This is a genomic window from Shinella sp. AETb1-6 (assembly GCF_009826875.1).
GTDB lineage: Bacteria > Pseudomonadota > Alphaproteobacteria > Rhizobiales > Rhizobiaceae > Shinella > Shinella sumterensis.
Genome location: NZ_WUMM01000014.1, coordinates 70,468 through 87,492 on the forward strand (window position 1 = coordinate 70,468; position 17,025 = coordinate 87,492).

Consider the following 17,025-nt stretch of genomic DNA (forward strand, 5'->3'; position numbering starts at 1 on the left):
TCTCCAGACTCACTTTTAAAGTGATTATGCCTGCAAACGATGTTAAACGCCCGGCTGTCCACCGGAAAACGATGTCCGGTCATCACGATTACACCAGAGAGACAGGCCATGTCCGAATTCAAATCCGATTTCCTTCGCACGCTGAAAGAGCGCGGCTTCATTCATCAGATCTCCGATGAAACGGGCCTCGACGACCTTCTCGCCAAGGAAACCGTGACGGCCTATATCGGCTTCGATCCGACGGCGCCCAGTCTCCATGCCGGCGGGCTCATCCAGATCATGATGCTGCACTGGCTCCAGAAGACGGGCCACCGCCCGGTTTCGCTGATGGGCGGCGGCACCGGCATGGTCGGCGATCCCTCCTTCAAGGACGAGGCGCGCCAGCTGATGACCCCGCAGACCATCAACGATAACATCGCCAGCATTAAGAAGGTCTTCTCCAATTACCTCACCTATGGGGACGGCCCGAAAGACGCGTTGATGATCAACAATGCCGACTGGCTGCTCGGCATCAACTACCTCGAATTCCTGCGCGACGTCGGCCGGCACTTCTCGGTCAACCGCATGCTGGCCTTCGACAGCGTGAAGATGCGCCTGGAGCGCGAGCAATCGCTGTCCTTCCTCGAATTCAACTACATGATCCTGCAGGCCTACGACTTCGTCGAGCTGAACAAGCGCCATGACGTGCGCCTCCAGATGGGCGGCTCCGACCAGTGGGGCAACATCATCAACGGCATCGACCTCGGCCACCGCATGGGTTCGCCGCAGCTCTATGCGCTGACCTCGCCGCTTCTGACCACGGCGTCGGGCGCCAAGATGGGCAAGTCGCTTTCGGGCGCCGTGTGGCTGAACCCGGACATGCTGTCGGCCTATGATTTCTGGCAGTACTGGCGCAACACGGAAGATGCCGACGTCTCGCGCTTCCTGAAGCTCTACACCACCCTGCCCATGGACGAGATCGCCCGCCTTTCGGCGCTTGGCGGCTCGGAAATCAACGAGGTCAAGAAGATCCTCGCCACCGAAGTCACGGCGATGCTGCATGGCCGCGAGAATGCCGAGCGGGCCGCCGAGACGGCGCGCAAGACCTTCGAGGAGGGCGCGATCGCCGAGAACCTGCCGTCGATCGACGTTGCCACGGGCGAACTCGAGGCCGGGGTCGGCCTGCTCGCGCTGATCGTCAAAGCCGGTCTTGCCACCTCCAACGGCGAGGCGCGCCGCCACGTCCAGGGCGGCGCGGTGCGCATCAACGACACCGCCGTCTCCGACGAGCGCCGTATCGTCGGCACCGCGGATGTTTCCGCCGATGGCGTCATCAAGCTCTCGCTCGGCAAGAAGAAGCACATCCTCGTGCGCCCGGCCTGAGCGCCCACAATCTGAATCACGATCGAGGCCGCCTCCGGGCGGCCTTTTTCATTGGAATTCGAAGATGTTGCGGAAGACGCCCGGGGCGATGATCGACAGCGGGTTGATCGTGAGATTGGGGTGCTCCAGCGAGCCGGCCAGCTTGAAGGTGATGCCGATCAGGCCGCGGTCGTTGCCGTTGCCGAGGATGACGCCGATCAGAGGCAGTTCGGCGAAGAGCCGATTGAGGCCGTAGGCCGGCATGAAGGTGCCCGTCATGTCGATATTGCCGTTGGCGTCGCGCACGATGCCCTGGAATGTCGCGCCGACCGTTTCGCCCCGCACGACGCCATTCGCCACACTGAGCGCACCGCCGGAGGCACGCACCTGGGCAAAGCCGCGCGAGAACTTCACGGCACTGACATCGATCTCCCGGCGGACCGCCTGGTTGAGGCTGCGGCCGTTTTCCCCGGCCGGTGTCGAGACGAGCGAATGCAGCCGCTCCTCGCCCACCAGCGCGAAGTTGCGGATATCGACCGAACCGAGCCAGCCGTTCGCACCCGTGTCACGCAGGCGTACATTCAGCAGCCCGCCCCTCATATGGCGGTAGACATCGGCAAAGCGCGCAACGGCGCCTGCATCGCCGCTGGTCAGCTGGATCACGTCGACGCCATCGGTTTTCACCACCTGGGCCACGACAGGCGCGCCACCCGATGTCACGCCGGAGAGGTTCAGCCCCGAAATGCGCCCGCCGGCCGTGTTGTAGCTGAACTGCACGTTGGACAGGCTCTCGCCGTTGAAGCCCACCGCACGCGAGAGGCTCGCATCCACGCTGACCGATTGCTTGTCGCGGCCGCTGCCCCCGGTCGCGTTCTTGAGCCGGGCGAGCACCTGGCGCACATCCGCCGCCTCGCCATTGGCGGCGACCCGGTAACCGGACTTCGAGCGGTCGACCTTGATGCGGAAACTGTCATCGGCCGACAGGCGGACGGTCGAGAAATTCGCCGAATCGAGCGAGGCGCCGCGGAAATTCAGCGCACCGGCGACATTGAAGCCGTCACCGGCGAACCGGAAATCCGAAATCTTCGTCACGCCATCGGCCGTGCTGGCGGTCAGCGTCACCTTGCCGCCGATGCCCGCGCCCTTCGTCCAGCCCAGCCAGGGCACGGACACCGCCGCCTTGCCCATGTCGGCCTCGACGCTGCTCGTTCCATCGCCCTCCTGCTCGACGCGGATGCCGACAGGCCCCTCGACGATCTCGTCGAGACCAGGCAGCAGCGAACGGCGATCCTTGTTACCGATGGTGCCTGACAGTGTCGTCTTGCGCTTGGCGCCGCTGGATTTGTCGACGGGCTCGACCAGCGCGATGTTGAGGCCGACGCCGTCGATATCGCCCTTCGCATCGAGCACCGCCTGCCGCGGATCGATCGTCAGGACACCGTGCAGGTCGGTCACCTTGCGGCCGGCGACCGGCTTGCGCACGTCCACGCCGTCGAGCGTCAGCGCCGCATTCCATTCGGGCGGCGGTGGCTTGTGCGCGGGGATCACGCCGAAATGCGCCTTCACCTTGGCCTTCACCGGGCCGGCGAAATCCTCGGGCACGAAGCCTGTCGCGGGCAAGGCGCGGATCGGGCGATAGGTGACGAGTTCGGCGATGGCATCCGCATCGCCGGAAACGTCGATGTCCATGTCGGCCATCAGCGGCCTGGTGTAGTTGTCCGGCAGGATGAAGGTGCCGCCGGTCAGCGCGACGGATCGGCCCGACGGGAAATAGGCCGTGCCGCCCTTGATGGAGATTTCGGCGCGCGGCCCACGCAGGCGGAACTGGCCGGATGTGTCACGCAGCGGCGGGATTTCCCCTGCCACGTTCATGCGCGCACCCTCGATATCGAAATCGATCTTCAATTCGTCTTCGGTGAGGCGCATCGGCACGCCCGGCGTTCGCTCGCGCCCCTCGGCGAGATAGAACTCGATGCGGCCGTTCGTGACCGTGCCGCCGAAAATGTTCTTGATCACCCAGCTGCGCGCCGTCTTGGCCATCCAGAACGGCCAGAACTGCTTGACGGCAGCCGATTCCAGCTCGCTGGCGATCATCACGAAGCTGATTTCCGGCTGCCGGTCGCCGAAGCGCATGGCAAGCGAGCCCGCCACGTTGCCCTTTTCGCTCGACACCGCCATTTCGTCGAATTGCAGCTTCTTCGTCTTCGTCAGGTAATAGCCGCTCGCCTTCGCGTCGAAACGGATCGGCGCCTCGGTGGAATCGACCGGACGGCTGATCGCGTTGCTGAAGACGAGATCGATGGCGAAGCCCTTGTCCGGCTTGTCGGAGACGCGGTCGAGATCGATGAGGCCGCCGGTGAAGGGGAAATGCGACTGGCCGACGCTCGCATCCTTCGACGCGAGCTCGATCGACCCCTTGTCGAAATTATAGCTCGCCTTGATCGCCGACGGGCGCAGTTCGGCCGGCACGCCGTCGCCATAAACCGTGCCGGCGGCAAGGCCGATGTCCACCACCAACCGGGGCTTTGCGGCTTCGCCTTCGCGTCCGGCGCTGACGGTGACATCCATGGTGGTGTCGACACCCGCATGAATGTCTCCATCAGGGGCGTGGCTCAGCAAAAGGTTGCCGAAGGCGACGTTGCGGATGACACCGTCGATCGTGCGCACCGAGCCGCCCTGCGTCGCCGCGGTCAGGTCGATCTCGCCCTCCTTGTCGTTCAGCAGAAACCGGCCGTCGATGGACATGGTGCCGGACGCATCGCGCGAGAACTGGAGATCCGCAATGGACAAGACGACAGGACGCCCGCCCGGCCCCTGGAACGTCGCGCCGAAATCCGACAGGTTGACGGCCTGCATGCCGCTCGAATCGATCAGGCGATCCATGCCGTCCAGCCGCTCGAACGCCGTTTCGAGATAGTCGGGCACGTCGGAAATGCGCAGGTCGTCGAGATCGAGCGGCTTGCTTTCGGGCAGGAGCGCCGCATTGATCATGACGCCATCGACATCGAGCCGCGAAATGGCGACGCGGCCGACGACAAGCGCCGTCGGATCGAGCACCAGGCCGACCGCCTCGGTCGTCGCCATCTCCTTCTGCGACTGCACATCGACGATGCGCACATTCTCCGCCTTCAGGACGAAGCCGCGCAGGCCGGCGACGCGCAGCACCGTGTGATCCACCGAGGCCCGGTAACGCGGCCCCAGCGCATCGTTGAGGGCGGTGACGGCGCGGGCGTTCAGGGTGCTGTCGAAGACGCCCGCCTCCACAAGCGCGACAAGCCCCGCGCCGATGAAGAGGACGAGCGCGACCACCCCGGCAAGGATACGGCACAGAAAGCCGGTTCGCCCGGTTTCCACGGCGTGCAGGACGATCGGCTCATGGGCCCGCGCGGACGGCAGTTCGTGCAGCGGAACGATATCCTGCTTGCGGAACACAACTTTCTCGCCGCGGATCTCTCCCATGAAGCGTTTGCTTTCCCCTGCCCTGGTTCGCCGTGCTATCCCGTGGAAAGGTGGCGTGCCGCCCGCTCTGCGCTGGACGATTCTGCCCGTCACTATATATGCGGAAAGCCCGGTCCCTGACTCAAAAAGCCGGCCAAAGAAAGGAAATCCCATGGCAGAACTGGCCCCCGGCATGAAAGCCCCCGATTTCACGCTGCCACGCGATGGCGGCGGCACCGTTTCCCTGCAGGATTTTCGCGGCAAGCCCGTCGTGCTGTTCTTCTATCCGAAGGACGACACGAGCGGCTGCACGACGGAGGCGAAGGATTTCACCGCCGCCCGGCCCGATTTCGACGCCGCCGGCGTCGCGCTGATCGGCATGTCGCCCGACCCGGTCAAGAAGCATGATTCGTTCGTCAAGAAGCACGGCCTCGACGTGCCGCTTGCCTCCGACGAAGGGCTGGAGACCTTGCAGGCCTATGGCGTTTGGAAGGAAAAGAGCATGTACGGCCGCGCCTATATGGGTGTCGAACGCACCACGGTTCTGATCGATGCCGAAGGCAAGATCGCCGAGGTCTGGAACAAGGTGAAGGTCCCCGGCCATGTGGCCGCCGTCCTGGACGCTGCCAGGAAGCTTTAAGCGACGCGATCAAGGCCCTGGAATGACTCACACCCCGCACATCGAAAGCCTGCGCGGCGGCGCCACCGCCGCGATCGCCTCGGCCGATCTCGACATGAAGGCGGATCTTGCGCAGGAAACCGCGCGCCGCTGGTTTGCCCGCACGCTCTCGATACGCTCGCCGCGTGATCCGGTCCTGCCCGCGCGGCCGGGCCGGCCGGACAAGCCAGAACTCGTGCCGCCGCGGAACATGGAAAAGCGCTCGCTGCACACCGAGAAGGGCCGCATCGCGCTCCTGCACGCGCTCGCCCATATCGAGCTCAACGCCATCGATCTCGCCCTTGACATCGTCGCGCGCTTCACGACCGAGCGGGTGCCGCACTCCTTCTTCGACGGCTGGATGCAGGTGGCCTTCGAGGAGGGGAAGCATTTCCGGCTGATCCGCGACCGCCTGCGCGAGCTCGGCGCCGACTACGGCGACCTGCCCGCCCATGACGGCCTGTGGCAGGCCGCGCACGACACGCGCAACGACCTGACCGCGCGCCTTGCCGTCGTGCCGCTCATCCTGGAGGCCCGCGGCCTCGACGTGACGCCCACATTGCAGATGAAGATGCGCGAGACCGGCGACCACGCCAGCGCCGACATTCTCGACATCATCTACAACGACGAGAAAGGCCATGTCGCCGTCGGCGCGAAGTGGTTCCGCTTCCTCTGCGCGCGGGAAAAGAAAGACCCGTCCGCCACCTTCCAGCATCTGGTGCGCACCAATTTTCGAAGCCCGCTCAAGGCGCCGTTCAACGATGTCGCGCGTGCCGAGGCGGGGCTGACGCCCTCCTTTTACCGCGCCCTCGTTTCCGTAAGCCAGAGCTGATATTTCCGGCCGAAACGAGCCCCACGAAAGGCTTTATTAACCCTAACAGAGTGTAATCCCCGCGAGAGCACGGCAGCGCGAGTCACCGGATGACGCGCCGGTAGCGTAGCTGAAACGTCTGGGGGTCATCTGTGGCGGAGCGTCCTGAAAACCGCGTCTTCGGAAAACGCGCGCAGCAGCATGTCGTTATCCTGGCGAGCGGCGACAAGATCCGCCACATGACCATCCGTCCCTGGATGGCGGCCGTCACATTCTGTTTTGCCGGCATGTTCACCGTCGGCTATCTCGCCGCCACCTCCTATCTTGTCCTGCGCGACGACCTCATCGGCGCCACGATGGCGCGCCAGGCGCGCATGCAGCACGATTACGAAGACCGCATCTCCGCGCTGCGCGCCCAGGTCGATCGCGTGACCAGCCGCCAGCTCCTCGACCAGCAGGTCGTGGAAGAGAAGGTCGAGAAGCTGATGCAGCAGCAGCTGGCGCTTTCCGCGCGCCATGGCAAACTCGACGCCCTGCTCAACCGCGCCGAAACCGTGCCTCTGCCCGAAGAAAAGCCGGTGACGGACGGCCGCCGTGCCGACGCCGTCGGCGCGATCAACGCCATCATGGGCAACGTGGCCCCGCAGAAGACCACGCAGCTCGCCTACGCTTCGACCGGCGAATCGGTCGCCGATCGGGCCGACCGCCTCTTCTCGCGCGTCACGCTGTCGCTGAAGGACCTCGAACACGACCAGCTGAACCGGATCCAGTCTCTGACGGCAGGCGCATCGGAAACCGCCGACGCCATCCAGACGATCCTGCGCCGCACCGGCTTCGATGTCACGGAGACGGCTGCCGCCGATGAACAGGCTGCCCAAGAGGGCGCGCAGACCGCCATCGGCGGCCCCTTCGTGGAGCCCGAGACCTTTTCCAATCCCTTCGAGGAATCCATCAACGACCTCGACGATGCGCTCGATCGTCTCGATGCGGCCCGCCGTACGGCGCGCAAGCTGCCCTTCGGCAACCCCTCGCCGGGCAGCAACATCACCAGCCGCTTCGGCAACCGCACCGATCCGTTCCTCGGCCGGCTGGCGCTGCATGCCGGCATCGATTTCCGCGCGAGCACGGGCACGCAGATCCGTTCCAGCGGTGCGGGCACCGTCACCGTTGCCGGCCGCAACGGCGGCTACGGCAACATGGTGGAAATCGATCACGGCGATGGCCTGACCACGCGTTACGCCCATCTTTCCCGCGTTCTCGTCAAGGTCGGCGATCACGTCGAGGCGTCCGACCCGGTCGGCCTTTCGGGCACGACGGGCCGTTCCACCGGCCCGCATCTGCACTACGAAGTGCGCCGCAACGGCAAGGCGATCGACCCGATGCGCTTCCTCACGGCGGGCATGAAGCTGACCACCTACATGGATTGACGAACGCCAGATCCGTTTCCCTTCGTATGACAAATTTGTCGTCCGGCAGCAGCAAATAGCCCGCTGGTTTTGTAGAAAAGCTGATTTCCTTGACTTTCCGGCACTTTCGGCATAAGTGCGCTGCATCCTAGCGGCGCATCGACCGCTACAACTCATTGTGTTCGCGAGAACCGGAACGGAAACTGTTTTTCCTTTGACCACTTTTGCTGATCTTGGCCTGAGCCAGAAAGTCCTGTCCGCCGTCACCGATTCGGGCTACACGATCCCGACCCCGATCCAGGCCGGCGCCATCCCGCCGGCGCTTGCGCGGCGCGACATTCTCGGCATTGCCCAGACAGGCACCGGCAAGACCGCCTCCTTCGTGCTGCCGATGCTGACCCTTCTCGAAAAGGGCCGTGCCCGCGCCCGCATGCCGCGTACGCTGATCCTCGAGCCGACCCGCGAACTGGCCGCACAGGTTGCCGAGAACTTCGAAAAATACGGCAAGAACCACAAGCTGAACGTGGCGCTGCTCATCGGCGGCGTCTCCTTCGACGAGCAGGACCGCAAGCTGGAGCGCGGCGCCGACGTGCTGATCTGCACGCCCGGCCGTCTTCTCGACCATTGCGAGCGCGGCAAGCTGCTGATGACCGGCGTCGAAATCCTCGTCATCGACGAGGCCGACCGCATGCTCGACATGGGCTTCATCCCCGATATCGAGCGCATCGCCAAGCTCATTCCCTTCACGCGCCAGACGCTGTTCTTCTCGGCCACCATGCCGCCGGAAATCCAGAAGCTGGCCGACCGCTTCCTGCAGAACCCGGAGCGCATCGAGGTGGCCCCGCCGTCCTCCACGGCAAAGACCGTGACGCAGCGTTTCGTCGCCACCCACAGCAAGGATTACGAGAAGCGCGCCGTGCTGCGCGATCTCATCCGCGCCCAGGACGATCTCAAGAACGCGATCATCTTCTGCAACCGCAAGGTCGATGTCGCGGACCTCTTCCGCTCGCTGGACCGCCACGGCTTCTCCGTCGGCGCCCTGCACGGCGACATGGACCAGCGGTCGCGCACGACGATGCTGGCGAATTTCAAGGAAAACAAGCTCACGCTGCTCGTGGCGTCCGATGTCGCGGCCCGCGGCCTCGACATTCCCGATGTGAGCCACGTCTTCAACTTCGACGTCCCGATCCATGCCGAGGACTATGTCCACCGCATCGGCCGCACCGGCCGTGCCGGCCGCTCGGGCGCCGCCTTCACCCTCGTCTCCAAGCGTGACGGCAAGTTCGTCGACGCCATCGAAAAGCTGATCGACCAGAAGATCGAATGGCTGAACGGCTCGCTCGAGGACCTGCCGCAGCAGGCCGAAAGCGAAGAGCGTGAACGCCCGCGCAACGGCCGTGATCGCGGCGGGCGCGACCGTGACCGCTCGCGCGGCCGTGGCAAGAGTGAAGCCCGTGCCCCGGAACCCCGGGTCGAGGCAATCGAGACCGAAGAAAAGGTGGACGTCGTGAAAGCTGAACGCAAGGCGGACGTACGGCCGCAGAATCCCGCACGCAATCCCCGCGCCGCAAACCACGCCGCGCCGCGCCCGGCCAACGACGACAGCCGTGACCGCCGCAACCGCTATCGCCGCGACGACGATGACGGCCCGACGCCGCTCGGCTTCGGCGACGACGTCCCGGCCTTCATGCTGATTGCCGGCAAGGCCTGATAGCGCCGGTTTTGCGCATTCCGGCGCGAAACCACACCTGCTGGAATTCCTGAATGTCCACTCCTGGGATAGACGTGCCGGGCCTCGGTTGCGGCCTGGCTGTTTTGCGTGACGGCAAGCTGCTGCTCTACCGCCGCGTCAAGGCGCCGGAGGCGGGGTGCTGGAACATCGTGGGCGGCAAGGTCGACCACATGGAACGCGCCATCGATGCCGCCCGCCGCGAGGCGGAGGAAGAATCCGGCATAGCCACCGGCACTATCGATTTTCTCTGCATCTCCGAGCAGATCATCACGCAGGAGCGCCAGCACTGGCTGTCGCTTATCTACGTGACCGACGATTTTTCCGGTGAGCCGCGTGTCATGGAGCCGGAAAAGCTGCCGGAATTCGGCTGGTTCGCGCTCGATGACCTGCCGAGCCCGCTTTCGCGCTTTGCCGCGGATGCGGTGGACGCGCTCATTCGGCGTCAGCCGGCGCGCAACGCCGCCTCGTAGGCGCGCCGCACCCAGATCGCCATCTCGTCGGGATCGTCGAAGGCCGCTTCCGGCACCGACCAGTAGGGCATCTTGACCGGCGTGCCCTTCTTGCCCTCATAGGTCCATTGCCGGCACCCGGCCGCCTCGAAGTCGGGCGCGCTGACCGAATCGGCCTTGAGCAGGATCTCGTCGCGAAAATCGATCGCCAGGATGCGGCCCTGATGGTAGATGCCCTTGCCGCCGAACATGCGCCGGATCGTCACCGGCCCGAGCGCCTGGAACATCTCTTCAATCCCGTCGCGATCCAAGTTCCGCTCCTGTTTCTCGCCGCGCCTTATAGCGTATGATAGCCCCGATCCTTGTAGATGAGCGCCGGGCGATGGTCGCCGAAGGAAACGCCCATCACCTCGCCGATCAGCACCATATGGGTCGCCATGACCGTGACTTCGACGAGCCGGCAATCGAAGGCCGCCAGCGCATTCTTCAGCACCGGAGCACCCGTCGCAAGCTCCTGCCAGTCGCCAAGGGCGAAACGCTCTTGCGGTGTCATCGCAGGGTCACGGCCGGAAAAGGCGTTGGCGAGATGGATCTGGTCCGCAGCGAGCGCGTTCAGCGCGAAATGGCCGCTCTTCTCGAAGATCGCGTTCTTGGAATTCGAGGCGTTGACGCAGGCAAGCACCATGGCCGGGCTGTCGGAGACCGAGCAGGCGGCGGTGATCGTGACGCCGCGTCTTTCGCCGTCATGCGCGGTCGTGACGATCTGAACATGGCCGGCATAACGGCTCATGGCATCGCGGTAAAGCGACGGATCCAGCGTCGATCTGTCCAACACGGCATTCTCCTTTGACACTGGAGATACATGGCGAAAATGAACGCAAATGTAACCCCCGAACGCCGAATTTTCCTGTCTCTTTCAGGACAATGGCCGGGTTTGGGACTTTTCCCTTTGACGCCCGAAGCCCGATCCGTACAAAGGAAACGATCGCGATCCATGGGTTGAAGATGAAGAGCGCCGTCCTTGCCAGCGTGTTTGCCGCCGTCGCCTCGCCTGCCTTCGCGGCCGGCCTGACCTTCGCCGTCGTGGCCCCCACGGAAGGACCGCTCGCCATTCTCGGCCAGCAGGTGCGCGATGGCGCCCGCTTTGCCGCCGCCGCCAATGGCGACACCGTGGTCGAGATCGCGGAAGCCTGCGACGAAACCGATGGCGAAGGCATCGCCGGGCAGATCATCGCCGCGGACGCACGCGCCGCCATCGGCTTCCTCTGCACGGAAGGGCTTGCCGCCGCCCTGCCGGCGCTTGCCGAAGCGAAGATCCCCGCCATCACGCTCTCCGTGCGCTCCGGCATTCTCATGGAAGATGCGCTGAAGAAAAAATGGCCGCTCTTCCGGCTGGCGCCCGGCCCGAAGGCGGAAGCGGAAAAGGCCGTCGAGGTCATCACGCGCCACTGGAAATCGGAACCCTTCGCCCTCATCGACGACGGCACGATCCATGCGCGCGAACTGGTGGAGGCCGTGCGTCTCCAGCTGGAAGAGATCGGCATGAAGGCCACCTTCGTCGATACGTTCCGCCCCGCCCAGGAACAGCAACTGACGCTGGTGCGCCGGCTTGCCAAAACGGGCGTCACCCGTGTCTTCGTCGGCGGCGACCGGACCGATGTCGCCGTGATCGCCCGCGACGCGAAGGCGGAGAAGATCTCGCTCGCCCTGCTGGGCGGCGAAGCGCTCCTGGGCGCCGATCCGCTGGTTCCGATGACGGACGGTGTGCAGGCGATCGCCCTGCCCGATTACCAGACCCTGCCGGAGGGAAGGCCCGTGGCCGCTGCCATGCAGGCCGAGGGCATCGTGGCGGAAGGTTATGTGCTGCCGGCCCATGCCGCCGTAAGCGTGGTGGCTGCGGCCGCGGCCGAAGGCGGCGACCTCATCGAAAAACTCACGGCCGGCAGCTTTGCCACCGCTCTCGGCCCTGTCGCCTTCGGCAGCGATCACGAATTGCGGGACAATCCCTATCGCCTGCTGGTGTGGCGCGACGGCGCCTTCACGCCGGCCGATGCCGAGAAGGAAGGCGAATAGATGCACCCCGGCCCGAAAAACCGCATCACGGATGTCGCGGGCCTCATGGTTGGCAATGCGACGGACCACGCGCTGCGCTCCGGCGTGACGGTCGTGCTCTGCGAAGAGCCGGCAATCGCGGCCGTCCAGGTGCTGGGCGGCGCGCCCGGCACCCGCGAGACGGACCTTCTCGAACCGCACAACACGGTGCAGACGGTCGATGCCGTGGTGCTTTCCGGCGGCTCCGCCTTCGGGCTCGATGCCGCCTCCGGCGTGCAGGCCGGGCTGCGGGAGGCCGGCCGCGGCTTCGCCGTCGGCCCGCACCACATTCCCATCGTGCCGGCCGCCATCCTGTTCGATCTCATGAACGGCGGCGACAAGGACTGGGGTCGCTACCCGCCCTATCGCGAGCTGGGCTATGCGGCGCTGGCCGCCGCGGCGGAGGATTTCGAGACCGGCAGCACCGGCGCCGGAACCGGGGCGCTCACCGCCACCTTCAAGGGCGGGCTCGGCTCCGCATCCAGCGTGCTCGATAACGGTTTCACCGTCGGGGCGCTTGTCGCGGTCAATGCGCTCGGGTCCGCGACGGTCGGCGATAGCAGGCATTTCTGGGCAGCACCCTTCGAGGAGGACGGCGAATTCGGCGGGCTCGGCCTGCCCGCGCCTTTTCCCCCGGAAGCAAGGCTGCCACGGACGAAAATGTCGCGCAACCCGACCGGCACGGAAAACACGACCATCGCCGTCATCGCAACCGACGCCATCCTGACCAAGGCGGAGGCGAAGCGTCTGGCGATCGCCGCCCATGACGGCTTTACCCGCGCGCTGTGGCCGGCGCATACGCCCTTCGACGGCGACCTCGTCTTCGCGCTCGCCACCGGCCGCAGCGGGCGCACACCGGCACCGGAGGATTTCGTCGAGTTGGGCGCGGCCGCCGCATCGACCATGGCCCGCGCCATCGCGCGCGGCGTGCACGACGCCAAGCCGATGGCGGGCGACGTCATGCCGAGCTGGGCGACGGGCTAATTCGCCCGTTGTTCCCCCCTGCGGGGAATGATATGGCCACGCGCATATCCTGCCCTATCCTTTTCCGAGGAGCCTGACATGACCCTTCCCATCCGGATCGCGCCCTCCATTCTCGCCGCCGACTACGCCAGGCTCGGCCAGGAAGTGCGCGACGTCGTCGCCGCCGGCGCCGACTGGGTCCATCTCGACATCATGGACGGGCATTTCGTGCCGAACATCTCCTTCGGCCCCGATGTCATCAAGGCGCTGCGCCCGCACACCGATGCCTTCTTCGACTGCCACCTGATGATCTCGCCGGCCGACCCGTATCTCGAGGCCTTCGCCAAGGCGGGCTGCGACAGCATCACCGTGCATGCCGAGGCCGGGCCGCATCTCGACCGCTCGCTGCAGGCGATCCGTGCGCTCGGCAAGCGCGCCGGCGTATCGATCAACCCGGCGACCTCCGAAAGCGTGCTGGACTACCTCCTGGACAAGATCGACCTCATCCTCGTCATGACGGTCAATCCCGGCTTCGGCGGCCAGAAATTCATTCCGGCGATGCAGGAGAAGCTGCGCCGCGTGCGCAAGATGGTCGGGGACCGGCCGATCGACATCCAGGTGGATGGCGGCATCGCGGTCGATACGATCGCCATTCCCGCGGCGGCGGGCGCGAATGTCTTCGTCGCGGGCTCGGCCATCTTCGGCGGCGGCCACATCGACGCCTATCGCAAAACCATCGAGACGCTCCGCGCCAATGCGGAGGGAGCTCGCGCTTGAGGATCCTGCGCAACGCCGCGACGGCGCTTGCCGCCTGTCTCCTGATGGCGACGGGCGCCTTGGGCGGGGACTTTTCCACCTTCCAGTCCATCGGCTTCTCGCCCGACGGCAAGGTCTACGCCTTCGAGGAATTCGGCGTTCAGGACGGCTCCGGCTTTCCCTATTCCACGATCTATTTCATCGACACGGAAAAGGACGCCTACCTGCCGGACACGCCGGTGCGCGTGCGCATCGATGACGAACAGGCCGGGCTTTCCAAAGCGCGGGCGGATGCAATGGCCAAGGCCGCACCGATGATCGAGGAGAACAGGCTTCTCGACAATCCCGGCGTGCTCGCCGCGTTCAACCCGATGGGGCAGCTCGGCGTGGACCGCAGCCGCATCGAATACTACCCCTTCGCCATCGAGCCCATGCCGGGCGGAAGCTATGCCCTTGCGCTCGACGAGATCGCGCTGCCGCTGCCGGAAAAATGCCGTGACGTGACGCCCCATGGCGGCAAGGGCTTCCGCCTGCGCCTCGTGCAGGATGACGGCAAGCCGGTGGACCGCACGGTCTACGAGGACAAGCGGGTTCCCGACAGCCGCAATTGCCCGCTGACCTACCAGCTCTCCGGGGCGCTGACCTTCCCTGTGCAAAGCGGCAAGCGGGTGCATGTGGCGCTGGTGCTGGTGCGCAGCGTCGGTTTCGAGGGCGACAACGGCCGGTGGATCGCCGTGCCCTTCCGGCCCTGACATGAAGCAGACGGCATCCGTGACGGGCTGGAGACATTCGGGGTCCGGCCATCCCTTGCCGCCGGTTTTCCCATCGCCGGCTCTCTGTCTCGGCGGGGCGCTGTGCTGGGGCATCGCGATGGCGGCATGCGCCTACGTCTCGCTCGTCATGCACGACCGGCTGCCGTCCTTTCACCTGCGCCGGCTTCTAGTCACCTATTTCGCCGGCGGTACCGCCGCCTGGCCGATCGTGCTGCCGATGGCACGCTTCCTCTCGCGCCGGCGTGGCATCGAGGCCCGCTTTGCTGCCCATTTCGCGCTGCTGAGCGTGGGAACCGTGTCCATCACGGCACTTGTCTTCGCGCTGGACTACCGCCTGTTCTATGCCCAGTGGCACGAACCCTTCGGCACGGTCATCTGGGCCTTCCAGTTCGCTTTCACCACGGCGGGCGCGATCTACCAGTTTCTCGTCATGGGCCTCGGGCTCTATCTTCCGGTCGGGCTGCCGGTGCTTGCCGGCGCCAGTCTGTGGCTTGCCCGCTCCATGTCGACCGCCATGCGTTGAGCTTGCCGCCCATCTTTGCTAAAGCGGCGGCAATTCCCACCTTCCCAAGGAAAGTCTAGAGCCGATGATCCCTCGCTATTCCCGACCGGACATGGTCGCCATCTGGTCGCCCGAAACGAAGTTCCGCATCTGGTTCGAGATCGAAGCCCATGCCTGCGATGCGCTGGCAGACCTCGGCGTCATCCCGAAGTCGGCCGCCGAAACGATCTGGGAAAAGGGTGGCAAGGCCGAATTCGACGTCGCCCGCATCGACGAGATCGAGGCCGTCACCAAGCATGACGTCATCGCGTTCCTGACGCACCTTGCCGAATTCGTCGGTCCCGACAGCCGCTTCGTGCATCAGGGCATGACCTCCTCCGACGTGCTGGACACCACCTTCAACATCCAGCTCGTGCGCGCTGCCGATATCCTGCTGGCCGACATGGATCGCGTTCTGGCGGCGCTGAAGGCCCGCGCCTTCGAGCACAAGGACACGATCCGCATCGGCCGCAGCCACGGCATCCACGCCGAACCCACCACGATGGGCCTGACGCTCGCCCGCTTCTATGCCGAGATGGACCGCAACCGCGCCCGTCTCGTGGCCGCCCGCGCGGAAATCGCGACCGGCGCGATCTCCGGCGCCGTCGGCACCTTCGCCAATATCGATCCGCGCGTCGAGGAGCATGTCTGCGAAAAGCTCGGCCTGGTGCCGGAGCCGGTCTCCACGCAGGTCATCCCGCGCGACCGTCATGCCATGTTCTTCGCGACGCTGGGCGTCATCGCGTCCTCCATCGAGAATGTCGCGATCGAAATCCGCCACATGCAGCGCACGGAAGTCCTGGAAGCCGAAGAGTTCTTCTCGCCCGGCCAGAAGGGTTCGTCGGCCATGCCGCACAAGCGCAACCCGGTTCTCACGGAAAACCTGACGGGTCTGGCCCGCCTCGTGCGCATGGCCGTGACGCCCGCCATGGAGAACGTCGCGCTGTGGCACGAGCGCGATATCTCGCATTCCAGCGTCGAGCGCGGCATCGGCCCGGACACCACCATCACCCTCGATTTCGCGCTGAACCGTCTGGCCGGCGTCATCGAGAAGCTGGTGATCTATCCGGACAACATGCTCAAGAATCTCAACAAGTTCCGCGGCCTTGTTCATTCGCAGCGCGTCCTGCTTGCCCTTACGCAAGCCGGAACCTCGCGCGAGGACGCCTATCGCCTCGTGCAGCGCAATGCCATGAAGGTCTGGGAACAGGGCAAGGACTTCCTCGAGGAGCTTCTGGCCGACGCGGAAGTGCGTGCAGCGCTTTCCGAGGAAGAGATCCGCGAAAAGTTCGATCTCGGCTATCACACCAAGCACGTCGACACGATCTTCCGCCGCGTCTTCGGCACGGTCTGACGTCCCGACAGGTACGAACGGGCGATGGCGCAGCACGCGTCATCGCCGCCACCCCTTGAATTCCGCACGCACCGACAGCACATCCGCGCCCATGAAAGTTTCGGAAGCAGACATCCTCATCATTCCCGGCTACACGAATTCGGGCCCGGACCACTGGCAGAGCCGCTGGGAGCAGAAGCTCTCGACGGCGCGGCGCGTCGAGCAGGCGGAATGGACAAAACCGGTGCGCGAGGATTGGGTTCAACGCGTCGTGGAAGAGGTGGCGGCCGCCACGAAGCCCGTCGTGCTCGTCGGCCATTCGCTGGGCGTGACGGCAGCCGTCCACGCCGCTCCGCACTTCGACAACAAGGTCGCAGGCGCCTTCTTCGTCGCACCGCCTGACGTCGCCAACCCCGATATCCGCCCGAAGCATCTCATGACCTTCGGTCCCTACCCGCGCGATCCGCTGCCCTTTCCGTCCGTCGTCGTGGCAAGCCGCAACGATCCCTTCGGCACCTATGAACATGCCGACGACATCGCCGCCGCCTGGGGATCGCTGCTTCTCGACGCCGGCGAAGCAGGCCACATCAATGCGCAGTCCGGTCACGGCCCCTGGCCGGAGGGTACGATGGTCTTCGCGCAGTTCCTCAGCAAGCTGAAAGCTTAGCAACTCGTCATTAAGAGGAAATTCATAGAAATCCGCCAATCTTGCGCCCCTGAGTTGATAACAGGC

General features: G+C 65.2%; 16 protein-coding genes. 13 read left to right on the forward strand and 3 right to left on the reverse strand.

From position 1 onward, the window contains the following. The first annotated feature begins 108 nt into the window (after window positions 1-108). Entirely contained in the window at window positions 109-1,362 is a 1,254-nt protein-coding gene (gene tyrS, locus GR158_RS20955; RefSeq protein ID WP_160872447.1) for a tyrosine--tRNA ligase, read from the forward strand. Between the two features lie 48 nt (window positions 1,363-1,410). On the opposite strand, the gene GR158_RS20960 is transcribed toward tyrS, so the two are convergent. Further along, the gene (locus tag GR158_RS20960; protein WP_160872448.1) at window positions 1,411-4,800 is read right to left on the reverse strand and encodes a DUF3971 domain-containing protein; all 3,390 of its coding nucleotides are present in this window, start codon (window positions 4,798-4,800) and stop codon (window positions 1,411-1,413) included. A 151-nt stretch (window positions 4,801-4,951) separates the two neighbouring features. Between GR158_RS20960 and GR158_RS20965 the strand changes: the two genes are divergently transcribed. The 5 genes from GR158_RS20965 to GR158_RS20985 all read left to right on the forward strand — a co-directional run bounded on the left by GR158_RS20965 (window position 4,952) and on the right by GR158_RS20985 (window position 9,856). Further along, the gene (locus tag GR158_RS20965) at window positions 4,952-5,419 is read left to right on the forward strand and encodes a peroxiredoxin (RefSeq protein ID WP_134650784.1); all 468 of its coding nucleotides are present in this window, start codon (window positions 4,952-4,954) and stop codon (window positions 5,417-5,419) included. Between the two features lie 22 nt (window positions 5,420-5,441). Next, complete coding sequence (locus tag GR158_RS20970; RefSeq protein ID WP_160872449.1) at window positions 5,442-6,269, forward strand: ferritin-like domain-containing protein; 828 nt, start codon at window positions 5,442-5,444, stop codon at window positions 6,267-6,269. Window positions 6,270-6,400: 131 nt separating this feature from the next. Then, window positions 6,401-7,675 (forward strand): M23 family metallopeptidase, encoded by a 1,275-nt coding sequence (locus GR158_RS20975; RefSeq protein ID WP_371731770.1) that lies wholly within the window; start codon window positions 6,401-6,403, stop codon window positions 7,673-7,675. Between the two features lie 193 nt (window positions 7,676-7,868). Further along, on the forward strand, window positions 7,869-9,365 hold the full coding sequence (locus GR158_RS20980; protein WP_134650786.1) for a DEAD/DEAH box helicase: 1,497 nt from the start codon (window positions 7,869-7,871) through the stop codon (window positions 9,363-9,365). Window positions 9,366-9,418: 53 nt separating this feature from the next. Continuing rightward, complete coding sequence (locus GR158_RS20985) at window positions 9,419-9,856, forward strand: NUDIX domain-containing protein (RefSeq protein WP_160872450.1); 438 nt, start codon at window positions 9,419-9,421, stop codon at window positions 9,854-9,856. Here GR158_RS20985 and GR158_RS20990 read toward each other — a convergent pair. Together GR158_RS20990 and GR158_RS20995 are read right to left on the reverse strand one after the other, a co-directional pair. Then, a complete protein-coding gene (locus GR158_RS20990) occupies window positions 9,829-10,146 on the reverse strand; it encodes a TfoX/Sxy family protein (RefSeq protein ID WP_160872451.1) in 318 nt (105 codons plus the stop codon). The genes GR158_RS20985 and GR158_RS20990 overlap by 28 nt on opposite strands. A 26-nt stretch (window positions 10,147-10,172) precedes the next feature. Next, entirely contained in the window at window positions 10,173-10,667 is a 495-nt protein-coding gene (locus GR158_RS20995) for a flavin reductase family protein (protein WP_371731771.1), read from the reverse strand. Window positions 10,668-10,840: 173 nt separating this feature from the next. On the opposite strand from GR158_RS20995, the gene GR158_RS21000 reads away from it, so the two are divergent. The 7 genes from GR158_RS21000 to GR158_RS21030 all read left to right on the forward strand — a co-directional run bounded on the left by GR158_RS21000 (window position 10,841) and on the right by GR158_RS21030 (window position 16,959). Continuing rightward, window positions 10,841-11,908: an ABC transporter substrate-binding protein gene (locus GR158_RS21000; RefSeq protein ID WP_134650789.1), complete on the forward strand. Its 1,068-nt coding sequence runs from the start codon at window positions 10,841-10,843 to the stop codon at window positions 11,906-11,908. Next, entirely contained in the window at window positions 11,909-12,910 is a 1,002-nt protein-coding gene (locus tag GR158_RS21005; protein ID WP_160872452.1) for a P1 family peptidase, read from the forward strand. A 78-nt stretch (window positions 12,911-12,988) separates the two neighbouring features. After that, on the forward strand, window positions 12,989-13,666 hold the full coding sequence (gene rpe, locus GR158_RS21010; RefSeq protein ID WP_160872453.1) for a ribulose-phosphate 3-epimerase: 678 nt from the start codon (window positions 12,989-12,991) through the stop codon (window positions 13,664-13,666). Further along, window positions 13,663-14,397, forward strand: a complete 735-nt coding sequence (locus tag GR158_RS21015; RefSeq protein ID WP_160872454.1) for a DUF2259 domain-containing protein — start codon at window positions 13,663-13,665, stop codon at window positions 14,395-14,397. The genes rpe and GR158_RS21015 overlap by 4 nt, the downstream gene beginning before the upstream one ends. A 1-nt stretch (window position 14,398) precedes the next feature. Next, the gene (locus GR158_RS21020) at window positions 14,399-14,941 is read left to right on the forward strand and encodes a hypothetical protein (RefSeq protein WP_246665735.1); all 543 of its coding nucleotides are present in this window, start codon (window positions 14,399-14,401) and stop codon (window positions 14,939-14,941) included. A 64-nt stretch (window positions 14,942-15,005) separates the two neighbouring features. Beyond that, window positions 15,006-16,313, forward strand: a complete 1,308-nt coding sequence (purB, locus tag GR158_RS21025; protein ID WP_160872455.1) for an adenylosuccinate lyase — start codon at window positions 15,006-15,008, stop codon at window positions 16,311-16,313. Between the two features lie 91 nt (window positions 16,314-16,404). Beyond that, the gene (locus GR158_RS21030) at window positions 16,405-16,959 is read left to right on the forward strand and encodes an alpha/beta hydrolase (RefSeq protein ID WP_160872456.1); all 555 of its coding nucleotides are present in this window, start codon (window positions 16,405-16,407) and stop codon (window positions 16,957-16,959) included. The last annotated feature ends 66 nt before the right edge of the window (window positions 16,960-17,025 follow it).